24 protein-coding genes are annotated in these 22,146 nt (G+C 48.2%); 18 read left to right on the top strand and 6 right to left on the bottom strand.

Going from position 1 to position 22,146, the window contains the following annotated elements:
• Positions 1 to 13: 13 nt before the first annotated feature.
• Positions 14 to 1,051, bottom strand: a complete 1,038-nt coding sequence (gene gtdA / locus HV346_RS11805; RefSeq protein WP_181619546.1) for a gentisate 1,2-dioxygenase — start codon at positions 1,049 to 1,051, stop codon at positions 14 to 16.
• 11 nt (positions 1,052 to 1,062) lie between these two features.
• Positions 1,063 to 2,421: an aromatic acid/H+ symport family MFS transporter gene (locus tag HV346_RS11810; RefSeq protein WP_181619547.1), complete on the bottom strand. Its 1,359-nt coding sequence runs from the start codon at positions 2,419 to 2,421 to the stop codon at positions 1,063 to 1,065.
• A 117-nt stretch (positions 2,422 to 2,538) separates the two neighbouring features.
• Between HV346_RS11810 and HV346_RS11815 the strand changes: the two genes are divergently transcribed.
• On the top strand, positions 2,539 to 3,447 hold the full coding sequence (locus HV346_RS11815) for a LysR family transcriptional regulator (protein WP_181619548.1): 909 nt from the start codon (positions 2,539 to 2,541) through the stop codon (positions 3,445 to 3,447).
• A gap of 66 nt (positions 3,448 to 3,513) precedes the next feature.
• Here the strand turns inward: HV346_RS11815 and HV346_RS11820 are convergent, their stop codons facing one another.
• Entirely contained in the window at positions 3,514 to 4,104 is a 591-nt protein-coding gene (locus HV346_RS11820) for a nuclear transport factor 2 family protein (protein ID WP_220131470.1), read from the bottom strand.
• Positions 4,091 to 5,584 (bottom strand): aldehyde dehydrogenase family protein, encoded by a 1,494-nt coding sequence (locus HV346_RS11825; RefSeq protein ID WP_249415074.1) that lies wholly within the window; start codon positions 5,582 to 5,584, stop codon positions 4,091 to 4,093. The genes HV346_RS11820 and HV346_RS11825 overlap by 14 nt, the downstream gene beginning before the upstream one ends.
• A 106-nt stretch (positions 5,585 to 5,690) precedes the next feature.
• Between HV346_RS11825 and HV346_RS11830 the strand changes: the two genes are divergently transcribed.
• The 4 genes from HV346_RS11830 to HV346_RS11845 all read left to right on the top strand — a co-directional run bounded on the left by HV346_RS11830 (position 5,691) and on the right by HV346_RS11845 (position 9,457).
• A complete protein-coding gene (locus HV346_RS11830) occupies positions 5,691 to 6,587 on the top strand; it encodes a LysR family transcriptional regulator (RefSeq protein WP_181619550.1) in 897 nt (298 codons plus the stop codon).
• 234 nt (positions 6,588 to 6,821) lie between these two features.
• Complete coding sequence (locus tag HV346_RS11835) at positions 6,822 to 7,508, top strand: heavy metal response regulator transcription factor (protein ID WP_181619551.1); 687 nt, start codon at positions 6,822 to 6,824, stop codon at positions 7,506 to 7,508.
• Positions 7,509 to 7,521: 13 nt separating this feature from the next.
• Positions 7,522 to 8,898 (top strand): heavy metal sensor histidine kinase, encoded by a 1,377-nt coding sequence (locus HV346_RS11840; RefSeq protein ID WP_181623759.1) that lies wholly within the window; start codon positions 7,522 to 7,524, stop codon positions 8,896 to 8,898.
• 157 nt (positions 8,899 to 9,055) lie between these two features.
• Complete coding sequence (locus HV346_RS11845) at positions 9,056 to 9,457, top strand: DoxX family protein (protein WP_181619552.1); 402 nt, start codon at positions 9,056 to 9,058, stop codon at positions 9,455 to 9,457.
• A 49-nt stretch (positions 9,458 to 9,506) separates the two neighbouring features.
• On the opposite strand, the gene HV346_RS11850 is transcribed toward HV346_RS11845, so the two are convergent.
• Positions 9,507 to 9,764 (bottom strand): DUF1471 domain-containing protein, encoded by a 258-nt coding sequence (locus HV346_RS11850; protein ID WP_181619553.1) that lies wholly within the window; start codon positions 9,762 to 9,764, stop codon positions 9,507 to 9,509.
• Positions 9,765 to 9,990: 226 nt separating this feature from the next.
• A complete protein-coding gene (locus HV346_RS11855) occupies positions 9,991 to 10,386 on the bottom strand; it encodes a hypothetical protein (RefSeq protein ID WP_181619554.1) in 396 nt (131 codons plus the stop codon).
• Between the two features lie 358 nt (positions 10,387 to 10,744).
• On the opposite strand from HV346_RS11855, the gene gspG reads away from it, so the two are divergent.
• The 13 genes from gspG (at position 10,745) to HV346_RS11920 (ending at position 21,935) form a co-directional block, all read left to right on the top strand.
• Positions 10,745 to 11,119, top strand: coding sequence for a type II secretion system major pseudopilin GspG (gene gspG, locus HV346_RS11860; RefSeq protein WP_249415077.1), 375 nt, complete (start codon positions 10,745 to 10,747; stop codon positions 11,117 to 11,119).
• Between the two features lie 2 nt (positions 11,120 to 11,121).
• Complete coding sequence (locus tag HV346_RS11865) at positions 11,122 to 11,568, top strand: lytic transglycosylase domain-containing protein (protein WP_181619555.1); 447 nt, start codon at positions 11,122 to 11,124, stop codon at positions 11,566 to 11,568.
• 92 nt (positions 11,569 to 11,660) lie between these two features.
• Entirely contained in the window at positions 11,661 to 12,749 is a 1,089-nt protein-coding gene (locus HV346_RS11870; RefSeq protein ID WP_249415078.1) for a type II secretion system F family protein, read from the top strand.
• On the top strand, positions 12,749 to 14,374 hold the full coding sequence (locus tag HV346_RS11875; RefSeq protein ID WP_220131471.1) for a GspE/PulE family protein: 1,626 nt from the start codon (positions 12,749 to 12,751) through the stop codon (positions 14,372 to 14,374). The genes HV346_RS11870 and HV346_RS11875 overlap by 1 nt, the downstream gene beginning before the upstream one ends.
• The gene (locus tag HV346_RS11880; RefSeq protein WP_181619557.1) at positions 14,358 to 15,068 is read left to right on the top strand and encodes a hypothetical protein; all 711 of its coding nucleotides are present in this window, start codon (positions 14,358 to 14,360) and stop codon (positions 15,066 to 15,068) included. The genes HV346_RS11875 and HV346_RS11880 overlap by 17 nt, the downstream gene beginning before the upstream one ends.
• Positions 15,065 to 15,568, top strand: coding sequence for a hypothetical protein (locus HV346_RS11885; protein WP_181619558.1), 504 nt, complete (start codon positions 15,065 to 15,067; stop codon positions 15,566 to 15,568). The genes HV346_RS11880 and HV346_RS11885 overlap by 4 nt, the downstream gene beginning before the upstream one ends.
• Positions 15,552 to 16,070: a hypothetical protein gene (locus HV346_RS11890; protein ID WP_181619559.1), complete on the top strand. Its 519-nt coding sequence runs from the start codon at positions 15,552 to 15,554 to the stop codon at positions 16,068 to 16,070. The genes HV346_RS11885 and HV346_RS11890 overlap by 17 nt, the downstream gene beginning before the upstream one ends.
• Positions 16,067 to 16,582: a hypothetical protein gene (locus HV346_RS11895; protein WP_181619560.1), complete on the top strand. Its 516-nt coding sequence runs from the start codon at positions 16,067 to 16,069 to the stop codon at positions 16,580 to 16,582. Before HV346_RS11890 ends, HV346_RS11895 begins: the two co-directional genes overlap by 4 nt.
• A 192-nt stretch (positions 16,583 to 16,774) precedes the next feature.
• Positions 16,775 to 18,457 carry a secretin N-terminal domain-containing protein gene (locus HV346_RS11900; protein ID WP_181619561.1) on the top strand — a complete coding sequence of 561 codons (1,683 nt, stop codon included), beginning with the start codon at positions 16,775 to 16,777 and terminating at the stop codon, positions 18,455 to 18,457.
• 4 nt (positions 18,458 to 18,461) lie between these two features.
• A complete protein-coding gene (locus HV346_RS11905; RefSeq protein WP_181619562.1) occupies positions 18,462 to 18,932 on the top strand; it encodes a type II secretion system protein in 471 nt (156 codons plus the stop codon).
• Positions 18,919 to 19,284 (top strand): prepilin-type N-terminal cleavage/methylation domain-containing protein, encoded by a 366-nt coding sequence (locus HV346_RS11910; RefSeq protein ID WP_181619563.1) that lies wholly within the window; start codon positions 18,919 to 18,921, stop codon positions 19,282 to 19,284. The genes HV346_RS11905 and HV346_RS11910 overlap by 14 nt, the downstream gene beginning before the upstream one ends.
• The gene (locus HV346_RS11915) at positions 19,265 to 19,762 is read left to right on the top strand and encodes a type II secretion system protein (RefSeq protein WP_181619564.1); all 498 of its coding nucleotides are present in this window, start codon (positions 19,265 to 19,267) and stop codon (positions 19,760 to 19,762) included. The genes HV346_RS11910 and HV346_RS11915 overlap by 20 nt, the downstream gene beginning before the upstream one ends.
• 232 nt (positions 19,763 to 19,994) lie before the next feature.
• Positions 19,995 to 21,935 carry a S8 family serine peptidase gene (locus tag HV346_RS11920; RefSeq protein ID WP_181619565.1) on the top strand — a complete coding sequence of 647 codons (1,941 nt, stop codon included), beginning with the start codon at positions 19,995 to 19,997 and terminating at the stop codon, positions 21,933 to 21,935.
• Positions 21,936 to 22,146 lie beyond the last annotated feature (211 nt).

The raw sequence follows: 22,146 nt of genomic DNA on the forward strand, positions 1-22,146 counted from the left end.
CTTTTTCCCCTTTTTAATAACGTGCTTCACGGAACAACCCAAGTAGTTCCTGAACAGGTCTGTCTGAAAAGCTGAATAACACCGTCTCTTCGCTGGTCTGAAACGAAATGGCATGCCAGGTCGGGACCACAAAAATATCTTTTGCCGAAAAGGTAAACGTCTCGTTGCCGATCGTGACCTGCCCCGCGCCTTCCACAACGTGGTAGATCGTACTATCCGTCGTCCGTGCAAGACGCGAGGTGAATCCTTTTGGCAATAGCTGCAAAAACATCCCCATCGACGGCATGGGGTAGCCCCCCGTTACCGGGTTCACGTAACGCATTTTATAACCGTCCCACTCGTCTGCCTCGCTCATCCGGGCCAGGTCAGACAGCACCTCACGGCTCCTGTCATAGCGGTAATTAAAGATAGGGGACGAGTTTCCTTTTTGATGGCGTAACGGCAGCATATTGGCCGCATAACGAGGCAAGTAATCCCCCTCTTTTCGCGTGATCGGATGCTGATCTTCTGGGTAATCTTCCGCAAAACCACACCCCAATAAATTGACCAGCGGCAAATCCAGACCATCCAGCCAAACCACCGGGTCATCTCCCGTATTGCCATGATCGTGCCAACACCACTGAGGCGTCAGAATTAAATCACCGACGCACATTTGCGTTCGCTCGCCGTCCACGGCGGTGAAGGCTCCTTTCCCTTCTACAATAAAACGTAGCGCCGCTTGATTGTGCCGATGGCTGGGTGCAACCTCGCCAGGTAAAATGAGTTGCAGCCCAGCGTATAATGTCGTCGTGATGGATGACATCCCGCGTAGAGCCGGGTTTTCCAGCACTAAAACTCGTCGGACCGCCTCTTTCGCCCCAATCAGATCCCCACATTCCAGCAGCAGCGGGCGGATCTCCTGATAGTTCCAGTAGGCCGGGGCACAATTCGCGTTCGGCGTTTGTGGCACCAGTTGATGCAGCAATTCCCAGAGCGGTGTCAGATTTCGGCCTGAAATATGCTGGTAAAATTGCTGACGCCGTTGTTTGACAGATGAATTAACTTCAGACATACGCATTCTCCTCACTCGTTGGTAATACCTTTACGAGGCAAATCATCAGATTTAGAAACCGAATGGCGGAGGACAAACATGAGTAAGGTGAGCATCACCGCACTTATTGCCGCCGGAATAGCAATAACGAAAAACAACGCATTAAAAGAAAAATGCCCCATCACCATTATGCCGCCGGAAAGCGACCCCACAATCGCACCGCTCCGCCCCACAGCACTGGACCAGCTCACCCCTGTCGCACGGCTTTGCGTGGGATAAAGCGTAGCTGTCAGGGCATTCAGCCCGACTTGTGAACCACTGATACCGATTCCCGTACCAAAAATCGCCAGCGCCATCAGCCATAGATCGTTCTCACTCAGGCCAATCATTACGATGCAAACGGCCCCCAGCGCATAGCTCATCGCCAGCACGCGGCAAGGATTAGATTTGTCCATCAACATCCCTAACAGCAGTGCACCAAGCGTCCCCCCAATCTGAAATGCCGCCGTGACCCATGAGGCTTGCTGTAATTCAACGTCGCGGTGGCTGAGCAAGGTGGGCATCCAACTGGAAAGTAGATAGATAATCAGCAGACTCATGAAGAAAACAGTCCACAGCATCAACGTGATGGGAAGCTGACGTCCTGCAAAGAGCTGACGAATGGTCCCCTTCTCGACGGCGGCGACTTCATTCAGACAGAAATGAGTATTGCTATAACGCACCCTGGTGATGGCGCTAACCGTTCTGGCGATAATCTCCTGTGACTCCTGATGACGAATCTGCCAGCGCGGCGATTCCGGCAGAGCAAACAGCAAGACGCAAAACAACACGATGGGCAGTACCCCACCAAGGATCAGAATCCCGCTCCAGCCAATAAGCGGTACTAACTGCGCGCTGACAATTCCCCCCATCGCCGATCCGAGCGTAAAACCACAAAACATCAACGTCACCAGCGTGCTGCGGCGACGAGCAGGAAGGTATTCGGACGTCATGGTGATGGTATTGGGCATCGCGCCCCCCAACCCCAGCCCGGTTAAAAATCGTAAAATGACAAGGCTTTGCAGGTCTGGCGAGAAGGCTGACAACAGACTAAACACGCCAAACAACACTACGCACAACTCAATCACCCGTTTACGACCAAACCGGTCGGCCAGCGGACCACCGAGCAACGCCCCTGCAGTCAACCCCACCAGACCTGCACCAAACAGCGGTGCAAGATCGCTAACGTTCAGTTGCCAGCGAGAAAGAATGTCCGGTGCAATAAATCCAATTGCGGCAGTATCAAAACCATCCAGCATCACCACCAGAAAGCAGCAGATAATGACTTGCCACTGCATTCTTCCAACGGGGGCTTTATCAATCAGAGCTTGTAGATCACATTCTTGAGTCATAGTGAATGCCTCAGCACAGGTAAGATGCGTCATGTTTTTATGTTGCGATTTTGTAATCGTGTCGATGAAATGTACAATGACATTTATTACCATGACATAACCAGGAGGTTATCTCTGATGGCGAGCTGGACCCAAAAAATAAAGCTACAGCACTTGCAGATCCTGGTTGCCCTGGCAGAACAGGGTAATCTGACGCAGGTTGCCCGGATGATGAATATCACCCAACCTGCGCTGTCAAAATGGTTAACACAGTTTGAAAATGACGTCGGTGTCACGCTTTTTGAACGTCACAGCAAAGGATTACGCCCCTCCGAAGGGGGCAATCTATTGTTGCAGCATGCCCAGCGACTCCTGAACGACCTTGAACGTTCACAGTATGAAATGGCGCGTTTTAAGCAGGGTGGACTGGTAGGAAGTCTGAAAATTGGCTGTTCCCCGGTGGCTACAGACTGTGTTTCTCAGGCTATCCTCAGCTTGCTCAGCGAAATGCCTGGCCTGCATCTGGATGTCGAAGAGAAAGTGATGACCCCACTTCTGCAGGATCTTCTTGCTGGCGTGGTCGATGTGGTGGTGGGACGGGTCGGCGGACGAGCGTTAACCCTTCCACTGAATTACCAGGTGTTATACACCGAGCCCGTCTGTTTCGTTGCCCGCCCGGATCATCCCCTGGCAGGACATCACACGATCTCGTGGGAAGACCTTATGTCATGGCGCTGGATTATCTGGCCAACCGGAACACCCATTCGTCTCAGCATTGATAATGCGCTGGCCGATAACGGCATTATGCTACCGGACAATATCATCGAATCCGCCTCAATGAACGTCAGCATAAACTTACTGCAAAGCAGCGATATGATATCAATTCTTTCTCTGCGACTGGCTAAGCGCTATGCCGGCCAGGGACAACTGGTCATTCTGAACTTACCGGAAATTGAACAGAAAGGCAGTGTGGGCATGTTCTGGCGTAAAAACGAAATCCCCTCCGTTGCACTGGAGCGTTTTTTACATTTTCTTATTCAGGTGTAATGGCTCGATAAATAAGGCACAACCCTGTACCCAGATGAATACAGGATTGTGCTGCAAAAACAGGTGCTATTCCCCCACACGGTAAGATGCACCGTCAGGGTCCGTCTTCACTTCCCAGTCCCCACTCACCCGGAATGAACTGGCCGAAGCATAAGTATCTTCCATAAACTGAAAATAGGTAATTTTTCCCGCTTTCACTTTGGCATGGATGGAAAATGGTGAGTTAAATTGCTTACCAATGCCTGTCGAGCGATAAGTAAAGTTCCCAAACACGGCCACATTGTCTCCACTGGCGAATATATCCTCGACAGTGAAGTCCACTATTTTCCAGTATTTCGCCACACGGCTAAACGTACTGACAAAGGCTTCCGGACCTTTTGACGTTCCCGCCCAGGGTTCAATTTTCTTCAACTCTGGGTTGTTAAAATTCAGCGAGATATAAGTCGCATCGGGTGCAACCAGTTGCTGTGCTGCTGATGAGACTTTATCCGGTGCGGTGTTCATTAAAAACGCATTGACGACATCCAGCGGTTGACGGGTCTTCAGCGCGGTCGATATAGCCTGTTCTGATGTTTGCGTCTGTGCACCAACAGGTAAGACGACCATTGCCAGCAACCCCACCAGAATCATCTTCACTGAACGGCTATTGATGCTCATTTTCCACCTCTGTCTCTTTCTGGCTCATTGCGCCAGGTTGTAAAACGATATGTTTGTACTCCACAAAATCATCCAGTTGCGCTAAACCACGTAACCGCCCTTGACCACTTTGTTTATATCCCCCCTCCTCAAACTCATCCCGTATCGTTGCCCAGTCATTAATCCAGACCGTTCCTGCATCGATATGCGCGGCAACTCGCAATGGACAATTAAGGTCAGATGACCAGATGCTGGCAGCCAGGCCGTACTCGCTTTGGTTTGCAAGCGCCACCGCCTCTTCTTCTGTATCGAACACCTGAAGAGTCAACACCGGGCCAAAGACCTCCTCCTGCACAATGGCTAATGCCGAAGAGTCGACCTCCAGAAAAGTAGGAAGGTAAAACGCCCCCGAAGCTAATGGCCCCTCCCTGACAGGACCGCCGCGTACCAGTGCCACAGCACCGTCTTGCAATGCACGCTCAACCATGACGTCCACCCGCTCAACGTTGTCTTTATCAATCAACGGTCCCATTTCACTGAAAGCCTCGCTGGCAGGCCCTACTTTCAGTGTGGACAAGCGTGCAATCAGTCGTTCACGGACCCGGTTGGCGACGCCACGTTGCACAAGTAAACGGCTGCCTGTCATGCAAAATTGACCGGCAAAGGTCGTGAGTGCTTTCTCGGTTTTGAGCAGTGCCGCATCCAGATCGGCATCATCAAAAATGATGATCGGGGTTTTTCCGCCCAACTCCAGACCAAAGCGTTTCAGGCATGCCGCACCTGCCGCCTGAATTGCCCTGCCAGTCCGTGTACTGCCGGTAAAACTGATCACCGGGACATCCGGTGATTCCACCAGAAAACTGAGCACGTCCTTTTCACCGGTCACCATGTTGACCACCCCCTTCGGGAGTAAAGGTGAGCTGCTGATGATGCGCGCAATCAGTGCGTTGACTTGCGCCGTCTGCCCTGGCATTTTTATGACGACGGTACATCCAGCCGCCAGTGCAGGTGCAAGTGAGCGACTCAGCAGTGCCACTGGCGAATTCCACGGAACACTGATACCCGCCACACCGACAGGTTCGCGGATCACCAGCGAAAAACGACCGTTACCCCACTGTGCCGCGCGCCCTCCATCCTGAAAAACAAGCCCCGCGCAGTAACGCAGGCCGGGGGCCACCAGTGATATTTCAAAGCGGGCCTCTGGTAAAATTTTCCCATTTTCCAGGCTTAATAACTGCGCCAGTTTTTCGGCATTCGCCTCAAAACGGTCTGCCAGATCGTGCAAAACCAGGGCCCGACGTTCGCGGTCATGTTTCCAGTTGGTATGGTTGAAGGCGTAGGATGCCGCCGTCACCGCCGCCCTGGCAGTATTCATATCACCAATGGCATAATCGCCGATCTTTTTCCCTGTTGCAGGGTTGATACTTTCACCATGCTGTTCGCTGTCCAGCCAGTTGCCGTTGACCCAGTGCAATGCGCAAGAAGCCTCTGTCTGTTGCATATTCATTACCTATCTATCAATGTAAACACAATGTGACATTACGCCCTTTACCCCGACGGATTAAGCTACTAATGTGGAGAATACTGTTCCCCTGATGGAATAATTCATGTCTCTCAATCCCGGTGATTTATTGCTGTTTGTGCGCGTTGTTGAAGAAGGCACTTTTACCCATGCTGCAGAAAAAATGGGGCTACCAAAGTCGACGCTTTCCCGACGCATATCGCATCTGGAAAATGCTCTGGGTGAACTGTTGTTACGGCGTTCAACACGTAAACTTTCGATCACCGATTTTGGTCATGAATTTTATTTGCAGGCTAAACGCGTCGCTCAGGAGCTGGATATCGCCTCTGCCATGGGCGATCAACGCCAGTTACACCCCACAGGCTCATTGCGTGTTTCGATACCGGGAGATTTTACCGGCGATATGCTAGGGCATTTTCTGACAGAGTTCGTGGCACGCTATCCTGCAATTAGACTGGATATTGACGTGTCTCAAAGGCGTGTTGATTTACTGGGTGAGAATGTCGATGTGGCAATAAGACTGGGGGCACTCATTGAAGATTCAACGCTGATTGCACGGCGCATTGCGACTTTCCAGCCGGGTTTATTCGCCTCACCCGCGTGGCTGGCGATAAATGGCGAACCGCAGACACCAGCCGCACTGCTCAACCACCCGGTCCTTGCACTTTATATGCATACCAGCAGTTCTCCACCGTGGGAATTAACGCACAATAACGAACGCTGGCAAGGTTCTCCTCCGCTACGAATTACAGCTAATGCGCCCGGTATTCTCAGGTCTATGGCCGTTGCCGGAGCCGGAATCACCTGTCTTGCACGACATTTTGTCCGCCAGCAGGTTGGCGAGGAAAAACTGAAACCGCTACTGGAAGACTGGAAAATGGCGGGAATACCCGTTTGGGCCGTCTTCCCCGATCGGCGATTGCTGCCTGCCCGCACCCGCATATTTATAGATGAACTGGAACATCATCTACGTCACATCTAATATAAAACGCTGTTCAGACTGAGCGCTTCCGCCACAAAAGGCGGAACGGTGGCAGCCTGCATACTGTATTACATGAGTTGCAAGGTAATATCCTCTGTATTTCTAAAATTCATTTCACTCGTTGAAAATTAATCGGGCTTTCTGACAAATTTGTTAGTGAACAGTCAAATTATTGACAGCTGTTTTTGTTTACAGTAAGGGAAAATATACGGTATGTAATAGGAAGGATAACCGATGAAACTTCTGTTAGTAGAAGATGAGGAAAAAACCTCTTCATATATCAATCTGGCGCTTAAAGAACAGGGATACGTGGTAGATATAGCGTCAGATGGACGCGAAGGATTATATCTTGCCACCGAATTTGATTATGACGTCATTATTCTGGATATCATGCTCCCTTACCTGGATGGTTACCAGTTACTTGATAATCTTAGAAAATCGAAACAAACGCCCGTACTCATGCTTTCAGCGAGAGGAAGTCTGGATGAGAGGGTCAAAGGCCTTAACCTCGGTGCTGACGATTATCTTGCCAAACCCTTCTCGTTAATTGAACTGAGTGCACGGATCCAGGCTCTTCTTCGCCGCCGGGCGATTGACAACCAGGGGATCTCCCTCTTCCAGTTGCACGATCTACAGATAGATCTTTTATCCCGTAAAGTTACTCGTAGTGGCGCACGACTCGATTTAACGCAGAAGGAATTCGCATTGTTGAGTTTGCTTGTCCGGTATCAGGGGCAGATACTCTCAAAAATGATGATCGCCGAACGAGTCTGGGACATGAACTTCGAGAGTGATGCCAACGTTGTCGAAGTAGCGATCAAACGACTCAGGACTAAAATTGATACTCCCTTTCCCGTCAAACTCCTGCATACCGTCAGAGGTATGGGATACGTGCTGGAGCTGCGCCCTGAACATGATTAGGAAAGCAATAGCCTTGTTGAGAGGTTCAATTTCGCGAAAACTGGTCATCATGTTTGGTCTTACGACACTGAGTATAGCGCTGACCTACGCTGTTTGTTTACGTGAATCACTGCGGGAATCCCTGAACAAACAAATGCATAACGAACTTCAGTTCCGTTTTACACTGATGGAGCCGTTAATTACATCCAGAACAGCGCCAACAGAATGGTCTCAGTTGGGTACGCGTATGGCCAGCCTGTCTACCACAGAAGGTGGGCGCGTTCAGTACTGGATCACCAGTTCGGATCCTGCCTATCACATCGGTGGCCCGCCACCGCAAGGAATTACATTATCGCAACTCAAAGATGGGTTTAGCAAAATCGCCAAAGACAATCCCGCAGAGTGTCCACTTTATCTTTTAACAAAAACCATTCCTGCCCATGGCATCATACCCTCATTGCACTTTATTGTTGCTATAGATTCAACACCTTATATAAATACTCTTAATGAATTTACGCGGGTTTTAATTTTTATCACTACCTCAGGTGTACTACTGGTGACAGTATCAGGTTACATTATTTCGCGAAGAGGCTTGCGGCCTGTCGAATTACTCAGTAAGCAGGCCAACCAATTGGTACCTGGTGTCGATGGGCAGCGATTAAACACGCAAACCCTTCCCTGTGAACTTCGCCCACTGGCAGTGGCATTTAACGGGCTATTGGCTCGTCAGGATAAAGCCTGGTCTCAGCTTGAATGCTTTAACGCAAATGTCGCACATGAGCTAAAAACCCCCCTGACCAACCTTATTGGACAAACGCAATTTTCACTCTCACGAAGAAGAACAATAGAACAACTTGAAGATGCGCTTGAGTCCAATCTGGAAGAAATGTCCAGAATGGCTTCTATTGTCAATGATATGCTTTTCCTATCCCATGCGCAGACAGGGAAATTTACCACGCAATGTGAAAAAATATCCCTCAAAACGGAAGCAGTCAAAACAGTAGAATACATTGAACCTATTTTTTCAGACAAAAATCTCCACCTGAGCATTGAAGGTGAAGCAACCGTATTTGCCGATCGTCGTTTGTTCAATCGGGCGCTGGCAAATTTACTTGAAAATAGTGCCAGGCATGCTTTTGTTGATTCCATGATCACCATCAGATTAAGCGAAAAAAAAGATACGGTCTATATTTCAGTAGAAAATGCAGGGGAGCAAATAGAATCCCATCATCTTGAAAGGCTCTTTGAACGTTTTTACAGAGTCGACAGTTCAAGAACTCAAAGTGATACCAATCATGGATTAGGCCTTTCGATAATAAAAGCCATTGCGTATATCCATGGAGGCGATGTTTTCGCGACCAGTTCTCATGGCATTAATACCTTCGGGTTTACCATAAGCAAAAAATCGTAAAATCACCGTCAGCTATAATGATTAATTTATCGTTATCAGCAGAAAACTGACGTAAATAACGGAATAATGTCAGCTTCCTGCCAGTTTGTATTGATATAGTCACATCGTAATTACACCAATTACCTGTTTTCTATTCCTATAATCAGGAGAATAACTCATGCAAGAACGTACAGTTATGCTTATTGCAAGAATAATAATGACACCACTCTTTATCTACAGCGGATTTAGCAAGATATTTAACCTCACAGATAATGCACTGAAAACACCGTTTGGTGACACGTTGCCAGGCGAAATGATGATCGTTGTAGCCATCATTATTGAAATTGGAGGGAGCCTGGCGCTGATCATGGGATATAAGATGAAGGCAGTATCATTACTGCTTATTTTTTATGTATTACTGACGAGTATTATGTTTCATCCGTTCTGGTTTTATACAGGTACACAACGAACCGGACAAATTATCCAATTCACAAAAAACCTGAGCATTTGTGCGGGATTAATCTATTTCTGGGTCTTTCAATCAGGGGCGGAAAAGAGTCCGCCGTCTGCCGAGAGTTAATCGACCGCAAGGTGCCTTAAAAAGGCACCTGATTAGCAGACGATGGTGTTTATCGATATATTACTGCAGTTCCATATAATCGGTTATCACCGCTGGCAGACACTATTTTAAAGTATCTGGCATTGCGTTGTTCTGCTTTTGCTTTCAGCAAAGATTCAAGATCGCTTAGCGTACTTGCATTAGCAACAGAAATCATCCCTAATCGTTCAAGCCCAGTGACATCCCGAACCGGTTCGGCGGCTGATGCACTCGCGACTCCCCCCAATAGCAGGGGAAAAATGAATACAGCATTCAGTATGACTTTCATAAAACCTCCTCGTGTATGTTCCATCTGTACAAATAACAACCTCGAGGAAGTATTATATTAACGGTCCCTGTCCACTTACTGTCAAAATAATGACAAGACCGTCATTAACATGGCATTTACATTACTTTAGCTTACCCTACGCTAACTGAATAAAATAAGGCAAGCCAGGTTAACTTATTTTTTATTCGTTATAATTGCATCTTTCCCACTCACTGTTCCATTTTCGTTAATGTTGCAATGGCAACACCTGAGCCGGAAGAGGATGCTTATCCTCAGCCAGAGGCGTAATAAGAACCTCTTTTTGCGCAGGCAAATGTTCAGGACATGCACCATAAACCTCTAGCGTTTCTCCCGGCAAAATCGTTGTTTTCCGTAACGACACCACCATTTCATCAGGCAACAGGATGAGATCTGTTGCTATCTGCACGGCAACCGTTCCCGTATTAGTCACCGTCAGTTGGTCTTTGGTCGCCTTCCAGAGCAGTGAGTGCCAGGGACGATGAGTCTCATGCGTTAACCCCGACGCGCGGGGCTGCACATTTACGATTTCAGCCCTTACCGGGTAAGTTGATACCACCAATAACGCTAATATCCCGGACAATAATTTACCAGAAACGCTCATTTACTCCCTCCTTTCTCAGACTCTTGCCATGTGCATATCCGTCTGGTTGTGCGTATGACATTGTTGTCGATGCGCAAAACCCTCAGTTTTTAAATATTGAAAGACACTATATATCTTGTGATTTATTTCAGAAGCCAGCAGAACACCCGAGCAAACACACCAGACCAACACACGCATGAACAAGAACTTTCTTAATCTGAATGCCGTATTTCTCATCTACAGCAAGATTATCAAACCTGTTCACCGCTCTGATTTTATGGACAATATCGTCAGGCAAATTACCCGAATTTAAAAAGGAATTTAAACTGTGGGAAAACACAATCACCTGTCTTCACCAAATTATCAGCAAGGATTCACATTGCTGGAACTGCTGGTGGTTCTTATGATTATTGCCCTGCTGGCTGGGTTCGTTGGCCCAAGAATTTTTTCAAACGTCGATTCCGCAAAAGAGAAAACCGCATTGCGGCAAATGCATTCTCTTGCCGATGCGTTGGGGCAATATCGACTGGATACAGGCAGTTATCCCACTGAATCCCAGGGACTTAACGCACTCACGGAGCAACCGTCAGACAGCACGTCCTGGCACGGGCCTTATTTAACGCAGCAAGTGCCGCTGGATCCATGGGGAAACCCTTATCAATGGCATAATCCGACAAGAGAAAAAAACTCAGTCAATGAAGTGGACATTACCTCTGGTGGTAAAGACGGTAATAGCATTGTTTATGGTTTTTAATAATGTACCGCTTATTCTTATTGCTATTGATACCATCATTCCTGACACATGCACACTGTTGGAAGGTAGCGGGCGATCGCTATGGTATTGAGCCAGAACTTTTGCACGCCATTGCTATGGTAGAATCAAATGTTAATGCACAAGCAACGAATAAAAACAATGACGGGACAGTTGATGTTGGCTTGATGCAAATAAATAGTCGCCATTTCGCATCCTTGCGTAAATTTAACATCCGCAAAAGTGACTTACTGAATAACACGTGTCAGAGTGTCATTGTCGGCGCATGGATCCTGGCAGGTCATATCCAGCGATTCGGGTATACATGGGATGCAGTTGGTGCTTACCACTCTGGTTCGTCAAATAACCCCATGCAACTAAGACTACGTAAAAAATATATTCACAAAGTTGCTCCCATCTATTCCAGGTTGAAATCATCACAGCCACAATAATATTAAAACCTATGAAACAATTCATTATTACATCTCTTGAAAATGGAAAGCGCGTAACAAAATCTTATATGGCGACCTCTGCGCAGGAAGCCATGTTTCGTGTAACAGGAAAAGGCGTTGTTATTCTGAAGATTATAGAGACGCCGACACAACGCGAAAAATGCTTTCCCCTTTCTCTTTTTTTGCAAGAACTGATTGCATTACTTGAAGCCGGACTGGTGGTCATTGAAGCCATAGAAGCACTCCGGGACAGCCAAAGAGATAAAATGTCGCACCTTGTTTTGACCACGCTAACCCAGAAACTTTATGAAGGTGCGCAATTGTCGCAGGCAATGAGCGCCCTGCCGACAATTTTTCCACCGCTACTCATTAATACGGTCGCCTCATCAGAACAAACCGGACACCTGTCCACCGCGTTGTCACGCTTTCAGTTCTATGAGTCCCGGATGGAGGAATTACGAAAACGGGTGAAGTCGACACTGCTTTATCCAATGATCGTCCTCTCGGCTGGCGGTGTCATAATGTTCTTTTTACTCGGCTTCATCATTCCCCGCTTCTCCGTGGTATTCGAAGGTATGAAGCATCCTTCCGACAGCGCCCGTTTAATTATGTGGTGGGGAAAACTCACGCAAACGCACGGAACGCTATTGCTCACCGGCTGCGGCATAACCATTTTTGCCATCGCAATGGCGGTGCGTTCTGCGCACTTTCGTCAGGGCGTGATGAACATCGTGTTGGCTATCCCACAACTTCGCCAACAGCATCATCTTTCTGTGCTGGTTCGTTTCTATCGCACTCTCGGCCTGCTGCTACAAGGCGGGCTTGCCGTCCCTGTGGCGCTGGCGTTAGGCCGCGAAATTTTACCTCACAGCTACCAGCAGCACCTCGAAGCGGTGATCCGTGATGTCAGTGCGGGTGAATCATTCTGCCAAACGCTTGTACAGCACAACATGACCACGCCAGTCGCGGCCCGCCTGTTACACGTTGGCGAACGTGGCGGCGAGCTTGCGACCATGTGCGAACGCATCGCCGCGTTTTATGACGACGCCCTCGACAGAGCGATCGAGAAATTCAGCAAAATCTTTGAACCCGTACTGATGATGATCGTCGGTGGCCTCGTAGGCCTGGTGGTTTTTCTGCTGTATATGCCTATTTTTGAACTTGCTGAAGGGGTGCAGTAATGACCGATTCACTCGCTGAGTTTATGTATCAGTTAGAAACGTACCTGCCCGAAGCACGCTGCGAAAAACTGACCGAATGGCTGGAACATGCACCGCTCACTCTTGAGTGTGTTGCGCAGAGACTGGGGCTCACGCCGCTGTCTGCTTCTGACTGCACTGAGGAAAATGAATACTTTAAGCAAATTCCACTGACAGTTGCACTGAATCAGCGCGTTCTGCCTTTTCTGCTCGCGGGCAAATGCTATATCGCGCTGGCCGACCCCTTCTCTCTGGCAATCCGTCAGTGGGCCTGGAGTGTCAATGCCTTGCCCGCATTAATGCCATTAGCAGCCCTCAACGCCCGTTTGCAGGTATTGGCAAAACAGCAACGAACCCTCGATCAATTAGAACAACTGCAAAGTGACGACAGCGCAGAGATAAAATGGCTTGAAATTACGCCCGCCTCCATTAACAGCGAGCCTCACGCCGTCGTTAAGCTGGTCAACGCCACACTCTTCGACGCCTTACAAAGCCGCGCCAGCGATATCCACCTCTCTGCAGTCTCTGATGGATTAGTGGTGAAATACCGGATCGACGGCGTGCTGCAAAGTATTCGCTTTTGCCCAGGCATTCAACATGCAGAACAGGTCATCTCGCGAATCAAAGTTCTGAGTTGCCTGGATATTTCTGAGCGAAGGATCCCACAAGATGGACGCTTCAAAGCCATTATTTTACAACGACCTGTGGATTTTCGTGTCTCCATCATGCCCAGTGTGCATGGCGAAGATGCGGTACTGCGCGTCCTGGATAAATCCCACGATCAAAATTTGCGCCTTGAAATGCTGGGCTTTGATGACCATACACAACGCGCTATTCGCCAGCTGACTCAGTTGCCTCACGGTATGGTTCTGGTTACCGGGCCTACGGGGAGCGGAAAATCCACCACCCTCTATTCAGCGCTCAGTGAGCTCAATAAGGGTGAAAGTAAAATCATCACCATTGAAGACCCGGTGGAGTACCAGCTCAATGGCGTTCTGCAAATCCCGGTCAACGACAAGAAGGGACTGACATTCGCTCGTGGGCTACGTGCGATTCTTCGCCACGATCCTGACATCATTCTGGTTGGAGAAATTCGTGACAGCGAGACGGCAGGTATTGCCGTTCAGGCCGCACTGACCGGGCACGCCGTTCTCTCATCCGTTCATGCCAACGATGCGTTTAGCGTACTTGAACGTTTTCTGTATATGCAGGTGGAATCCGCCAGCCTGATTACCGCATTAAACGGCGTCGTCGCGCAGCGTCTGGTGCGACGAGTATGTCCTGACTGCGCTATTCCGGTTGCCCCTGAGAACACGGTCACAGAAGCCTGGAAGGCGAGCCCTCTCCATCATCTCCCCATACGCTGCCACAAAGGAATGGGCTGCGAGGCCTGTCGCCAAAGTGGCTATCGCGGAAGGCTGGCGCTTGCTGAAGTCCTTCATTTCAACGATGCAATCAAAGAAGCGATGCTGGCCCGGGTATCTTTGCGCCAGTTGCGGGAGGTTGCACTCAATAGTGGCTTTGTGCCGCTGACGGTTGTTGCTTTGCGAGCAGTACTGGAAGGACAAACCACCTGGGAGGAGATTACCCGTGTTATTGCACATTAACATCTGGCAATGCGATATCTGGCCACACATGATTCGGATCCGCAGAAACAGCCAGACTCTTACCACACATACCCGACTTGTTGGCGAAACGCTGGAAATGTCTCTCTCCACAGTACTGGAACAATATGCACCGGCCATTCCCTGGCGCGATGCGGTCGCGTTTTATCTGGATACTCAGGAGATTACCTTTCTGGTTCAACCCTGGCAGGACGGAATCGCCTCACCGACTGAGTTACGTCGCCTTGCTCACTATCGGGTTGCAGAACGCTTCTCGCAGAATGCGCATCCCGATGTCGATCAAATATTGCAATTAGAAGCCTATGCCTGGCAGCGTACGGCACTGGTCGCGAGCCTGCAACAACGCTGCTGGCAGACGCTCATCGCTGTCGCACGTCGTTTGCGTTTGCGTTTTTCCGGTGTGATTACGCCCTTTCAGTTACTTTTGCAGCCGTACAAGAAAGCGTTACCCGAAATGGCTCTGTTCGTTTGCCTGAGTCAACAGCACACACGGATTGCCATTCGGCGAGAAAACAACTGGCTGGATGCCTGTACGCTTAATCTGCCCAACCCGACGCGCACGGCGAAGCTCGAGATTATCTCTCAACTTAGTGGAATGAAAAATTGCCCCTGCTATCTCCTTGATATGCCAGAAGATAAACCCATCATCACTCATTTATCAGGCCTGCACGAATGACACCACTCTTTTCTGTACAAGCTCGGTGGGCGAACAGGACGCTTCTCGGTATCCTGCTGTTATCCCTTCCACTTATAGGGTTTATCATCAATGAAAAGCTGACTCAGCGAGATATCAGCATGCAACTTGATCTTGCTCAGCGGCAACTCACAACTCAGCAACGCCTTCATCAACAATGGCTACATGCCCGGCCACAAAAATCGCCGTTTCAACACAATAGACCCTGGGCGCTGATTATGCTCGATCGTCTTGGCTCGGTTTTGACGTCAGAGATTTCCCTGTCAGCCATCGATGTGGATGCGAAAAAAAAAGAGATGAGACTCAGTGTAAAAGCGACATCGCTCACATCGCTTCTGACGTTCACCGCGCATTTACAGTCACTGGCAACGGTCACGCTGGAAAATCATCAACAATCCGCTGACGACAATCCTCTCTGGCCACTCACAGCCGCGGTCACATTACATTTTGACGCGGAGAAAGCAGATGTCCGTGCGCATTAATATTCCATTGATCCGTTGGCGCGTCGCCGAATTAACAGAACGTTGCGGCCGGATACCCTTATTCCTGTGTCTGCTACCCTGCGTACTGGTCATTTTTTGGCTTTCCGTCATGGTTCCATCTACTGCTGCGCAGTATAAAACCCTGTCCGACATCCATGCACAATTGAAAAAGATGCTGCCAGTCGAGCGTCTGCACCCCGATCTCAAAACACATGTCACTACCAGCGAGTATCAACAAGTCAATATTCTGTTTGACCAACTCCAGGAGCATCATCTACGGATTCGGGCCAGCCAATATCAACGGGATGAAAAAGCCGGTGCGGAATCTCTGGTGCTGGATATTCCCGCTGAAGGCGAATACCTCCCGCTCGTGGACACACTTTGGCAACTGCAGGAATCGTTGCCAATTGATATCGAAAATATCACGCTGCAACGCACTGCTCCTCAGGGAACCTCCCTCGCGATAACCCTGCGCATCCGGCTTCGTAAGGAGGGGCAATGATCGTCCCACGTTATCTCCAGGTGACTTTGGCACTGACTCTCGCATCCGTTATCTGGAGCGTGGTTTCCGGTGATGAGCGTGATGATGCCCCAGTTCGTCCCGTTGCTCCGGCCCACAACCAGCCTACTGCACATCGAAAATCAGCAGATTCGGTAATGGCTGTACACAAAGATCTCTTCGCGTTATCTCATGCAGACAAAGAAAATCCCGCGACAACTCAGGCAAAGGCTGAACCGCCCCCTCCACAACACATAACACCCGCACTTCCCCTTTCACTGCTGGGCATCTGGTGGGAAGGACACCAGCGGATCATTTTATTGACTGATGGTCGAGATACCTGGCCTGTCTGTCATCACTGCCGCGCGGAAAACGCCATCTGGATTGGCAATGAGCCTGTCGAAGGCTGGAAGCTGAAAGCGGTAAATAAAGATGACCTGTTGTTTGAATGGCAACTCACTCATACGTCACAGCATCTGGAAATTAGTGATTTACAATCGGAACCGACACAGTAGATGAACCTGAAAAATACTCTCGCCTTCACATTATCATGTACGCTCCTGGGGGGATGTGCACAAAAGAATATTGCCCCACCCGAACCGGTTCGGTCAGATACGCCCCAGGCGATAATCAAACGCTTAAATGAGATTGATCAAGCTCGTACCACCCGTCCGCAGAGTATTGAACTGCGCGCTGAACAGGCGCTTTTGATAAAGAATCTGGTTAACGACTATCTGCGAAAGGCCGAACAGGCCAGTAAGCAGAATAATTACACCCGTGCCGCAGACATGTGGCGTAGCGTATTGCGCTGGGAACCCGGTAACCTGCGGGCACAGCAAGGGCTCCGCAAACTTGATGCCCGCTACGCACTGGAAACCCTGTATCGTGAAGCGGTTTCTGAAAGTCATCATGATCCCGAGCAGGCGTTAGACACTATTCAGAAAGTTATTGAAGAAGATCCTAACTGGCCACAGGCACGTGCCTTACGCGACCATTTACTGCGCGAAGCTGCAGTATTTAATCAACCGGAAACCCATCTTAAACGCGAATTGCAAAAAGCGGTCTCCGTCAATTTTCGACAGCACAGTATCTTCGCTATTTTCAATACCATCAGCCAGTTAACGGGCGTTAATTTCATTTTTGATAAAGATGTTCCGGACAGTAGCGCCAGTCTGATCGCCAAACATACCACTGCAGAAGATGCGATAAATCTCCTGTTAATTTCCAACAATCTGCGCAGAAAAGTACTCAACAAAAATACGTTATTAATTTATCCCGCCACACAGCAAAAAGAGAAACTCTATCGTGACATTGTCGTAAAAACGATTTTTCTGGGTTATGCCAGAGCCAAAGAGACCAATGTTGCTCTGCGCAACATGATCAAGGTTAAGGACATCCACGTTGATGAGCGCACTAATTCCATCACGCTACGTGGACCGAAAGAAAATGTCGAGCGCGCAGAACGACTGCTAATGACCCTTGATCGCCCCGAAGCTGAAGTGACGCTGGCTGTCGAAGTTCTCGAGGTTAATTCAAGCGACATTGAGGCACTGGGGATCAATATGCCGCAAAAAATCAGCATGGGCTTTGGCAAAATTGACGGTGAAAAAAGTGAAGCTGGCAGTATTCCTTTGAATAACATTAATTCCAGCCATATCCTTGTGAATACTGATAACCTTTCTCTTGATCTAAAAAAAGTATTGGCGAATGCCAAAGTGCTCGCCAACCCACGGATCCGGGTCAAAAATAATAAAAAAGCGATCATCGAAATCGGGGAAACTATTCCGGTATTAACCAGTAATGTGTCCGATGGAATCTCCCAGCAAAAAGTTGAATATCAGGATGTCGGACTGAAGCTGGAGGTCATACCGGAAGTCAGTATGGATGACAATATTTCCATGGATGTTAAGTTCAAACTTAGCAGCCTTGGTGCGCCAGAAAAAGGTGAAAAAGGAACGGTTTATTACCGCACAAATAAGCGTGAAGCCAACACCACGCTCAGCAGTATGAATGGAGAAACACAAATGCTGGCTGGCCTGATAAAACAGGATGAAACCCGTTCACACAGCGGTGTTCCATTACTCAGCGATATTCCCGGTCTGGGGCGACTTTTTAGCAGTAAATCAGACAATAACCAGCGTACAGAAGTCATTCTTCTGATTACACCCACAATTGAACGCAACCTCGACCTTCCGGGAAGCCATATCAGCACCATTGACATCGGCAGCGATGAGGTTACCGGGGACAACATTCAGTTACATGACGCTGACCATGATGATACGAAGCAAAACTTCAGTGCCCCACCGCTTGCGCCCCCCGCTCAACTTCCCGCAAGAACCGCGGTATTACCGCCGCCAACGCTGGATCCTCTCCCTCAAATAACGGAGTGAGCCGATGAAGAAGAATGGGTTTACGCTAATCGAAATGATGGTGACATTAGTGCTGCTCAGTACGCTGGCCGCCGCCGTTGCGCCACTGGTGCAACGCTACCAACAGCGTCAAAAAGAAGAGCAGCTTCGGGAAGCGTTGCGCGATATTCGCAGCGCTATTGACCGCTATAAACAAGCGAGTAGCGAAGGACGCATTGAGAAGAAAACTACAGAATCGGGTTATCCCCCCTCCCTTAAGAGTCTGGTTGAAGGCGTTCCTGATGAAACATCACCGAACCATAGCCAACTCTATTTTCTGCGTCGGATCCCACGTGATCCGATGTGCGATTGTGCTTCCCGGCCTGCTGACCAGACCTGGCGTGTCCGTTCGTCCACACAGGCATCGGGGGAATTCGACGGTGGGAAAGATCTCTTTGATGTCAGCAGTAGTAATAATGACAGCGGCTTAAACGGGATCCCTTATGCGCAGTGGTGAAAAGGGTTTTACCCTGATTGAATTGCTGGTCGTCATGGCGATCATTGCAACATTATTGACCCTGGTCGCCCCGCGTTTTTTCCCACAAGTGGACAAGGCGAAGAAAGTGGTGCTTGAACACAACCTGCAGACCCTTCGTCAGGCTCTCGATTACTTCCGACGCGATCGCGCAGAGGGCCCCAATCACCTCGATGAATTAGTTGATGCTGGCTACCTCAGGCAATTACCGCTGGATCCAGTCAGCAATAAGCGCGATGACTGGCAAGTCATAACAGACGACACAGGGCAAATTATTGATGTCAAAGCTCCCTCACCGCGCACACAGGCAGAAAATGATGAGTCTGAATACTGAACATCAGCAGGGTTTTACCTATCTGTTGTTACTCATTGTACTTACCGTAATGTCTGTATTTCTGCTGAAATCCAGGGAAGGACAAGAGATGTCTTTCCGCGCACAGCAAGAGAGCGAATTACTGTTCCGGGGGGAACAAATCCGTTCAGCAATCGCGTCGTACCGGGAAAAAAGTGGCGTCTCCGGCTGTTTTCCCGTCAGCTTCGAACAACTACTGATCGACAAACGCGGTCTGACCCCCTCTTACCACTTACGCCAGTTTTACCCTGATCCACTCACCGGAAAAAAAACGTGGGGCATGATCTACGATGCAAAGGGGCGCTGGATTGGCGTATACAGTCTGGGTACAGGTATCCCACGGCGGAAAAGTGGATTCCTGAGCGATAGCGAAAAATTTAAAAAAGCGACCCGTTATCGCGACTGGGCATTTCAGGTTGAGGGGGATCCCCTTGCCCCGCTACCTACCGTTTGTCGGTAATAATTGTCTGAATAATATTACTTGTCTTGTGTGCTTCACCCTAAGACTGCTCTCGGCCAGCAGGGAAAACCTGCCAACTATTCACAAACATTATTTATAGATATTTCTGATAAGCCTGTAGAATATTCCTCCCTCTACGTATAGCTTGTCTCATTTATTCTTTTATTCATTAGAATATTATTGATTCTGTAACATTTTGGAATATTAATTATATTTTAGGGACTTTGTGATCATGAAAAAAACGTTACTGGCACTCTTTGTCTGTACTGCAGTTTCTTTTTCTGCGCATGCCACTGTCAACGACTATGCCAGAGAAGGAAACACTTACCTTTCCGTTATTATAAAATTCAAAGCTATCCCATCATTATTAAAATCAAATTCACAACAACTCCTTAATGATTCTACCTTAACGAACAAGCCGTTGTTCCACCCTAATCGTTTACGTAGTACCGAATTAACGGAACTTACTGAGCTAAACCAAAAATACGGATTTGATCGTTATCAGCGTATTACGTTACCGTCAAGTAAAAGTCACGACATTAGATATATTAACAACATCATCAATGAACTTAACAAAAATCCAGATATCGAAATTATTTATCCTGAAATACAACCAGCGTCCTTAGAGTTTTTCAACAATGAAAAACACAATGCCAATAACAATTTAAGTTATTCATTCTCTCATGATGAAAATGGCATTATTCCAGACTTCCGCCAACTACAGGATTATATGAAATCTCCGGATGATAAACGTCCAGGCTATTATATGGGAGGGGTAAACCGTGATGCTGCTTACCAGTACAATGGTAATGAGGGGGACGGAATATCTATTGTTTCCATGGAGAATGAACCCTGGAATGAGCAACATGTCAATTTACCTGAAATCAGTTTTCATGAAGGCAACAAATACCACCGAACCGATGATCATGACACCAGTTCAGTCGGTATCATGGCAGCAAAAGACATTGGAACAGGCGTCAGAGGTCTTACGACAAGAAGTCGCATTGGTTTTACCAGTTGGCAAGCTAATAACCTCTATAACATGATCCCCCGTCTAAAAGCAGGCGATGTTGTACAAATGGGTATGCAGACGGGTGGCGGTGAGATTACAGGGTGTAAAACAAGTTGCTTTGTTCCACAGGAAAATGCTCCAGATTATTACGATCTCATTAAGGCGCTGACAGACAAAGGTGTATACGTTATTGAAGCTGCAGGAAATGGTAACGTTAATCTAGACCATCCGGCGTTTAAAGGTAAGTTTGACGTTAATAAACGCGACTCCGGCGCAATTATTGCTGGCGCCTTCTGCGCAAAAGAGGGAAAAAAAGCGTACTTCAGTACTTACGGTTCACGTGTAACCAGTTCTGCGTGGGGGTGCTGGGACGTCGTGACAACGGGTACGGGCGATTTATATAACGCGAAAAACATGGAATATACCGCCTCTTTTGCCGGAACATCTTCAGCGAATCCGATTATTGCGGGAGTTGTCGCCAGTTTATCGTCTATTGCTAAAGCGCATAATATCCATGTGACACCGGCAAAAATGCGTGAAATTTTGCAACAGACAGGTACTCCGCTGGCGATGGGGGATTCATCACGTGTTGGTACGCAACCTGATATGGAAAAAGCTGTCGCCAAAATTCTTGCGCTTAGCGACGAGGATGATCGCCCAGCAGCCCCCGTCGCGGATGCGGGTGCTGACTTTACCGTCGAGGGAACCACCGATATTGCCCACGCCTGGCCACTTGATGCCAGCGCAAGTCAAAATGCTTTGTCATATACATGGACGATCGCTGAAGGAAGCGGCATCTTCTGGTTACAAGAGAAACAAGGAGGCCATGCTGTTAAGAAAGTAAACGGTCCAAAAGCCTTTGCCTTTATTCCCGCGAATACTGAAGGAAAGGTAACTTATCTCCTTACCGTAAAAGGTAAAGATGGTCAGGTTTCGCATGATGAAATAACCGTCACCATTACAAAAACAGAAAAGCCGCTTGATAATATTGAACCTTATGACGGTATGAATTCTTACCCTATAAAATGTACTGCAGTATCCCATAATGGGAATATTTGGTTTAACCAGTGGTACGTAGATGTCATGCAAGAAGAACCAGGAACAGGAGGTAAATGGGGCGCATGGCGTGAAAAAAATGCGTCCAATAATAACTGTCGCTAGTTAATTAATAACGAGCCAAGTTTAACAACACCAATGTTATTCTTGCTTAATATTTTAATGACAGATAGATATATTTCAGTCAAGCAATTCTGAGAATTACTACATTTAGAACAAGGAGACATGTTCATGTTATTTCCACAAAAAAGAATACTCGCTATTTTAATTGGGAGTTCCCTTTTCTCTTCATTACCAGGAACAGTGTTTGGACATG

Source organism: Enterobacter sp. RHBSTW-00994 (assembly GCF_013782625.1).
Taxonomy (GTDB): domain Bacteria; phylum Pseudomonadota; class Gammaproteobacteria; order Enterobacterales; family Enterobacteriaceae; genus Enterobacter.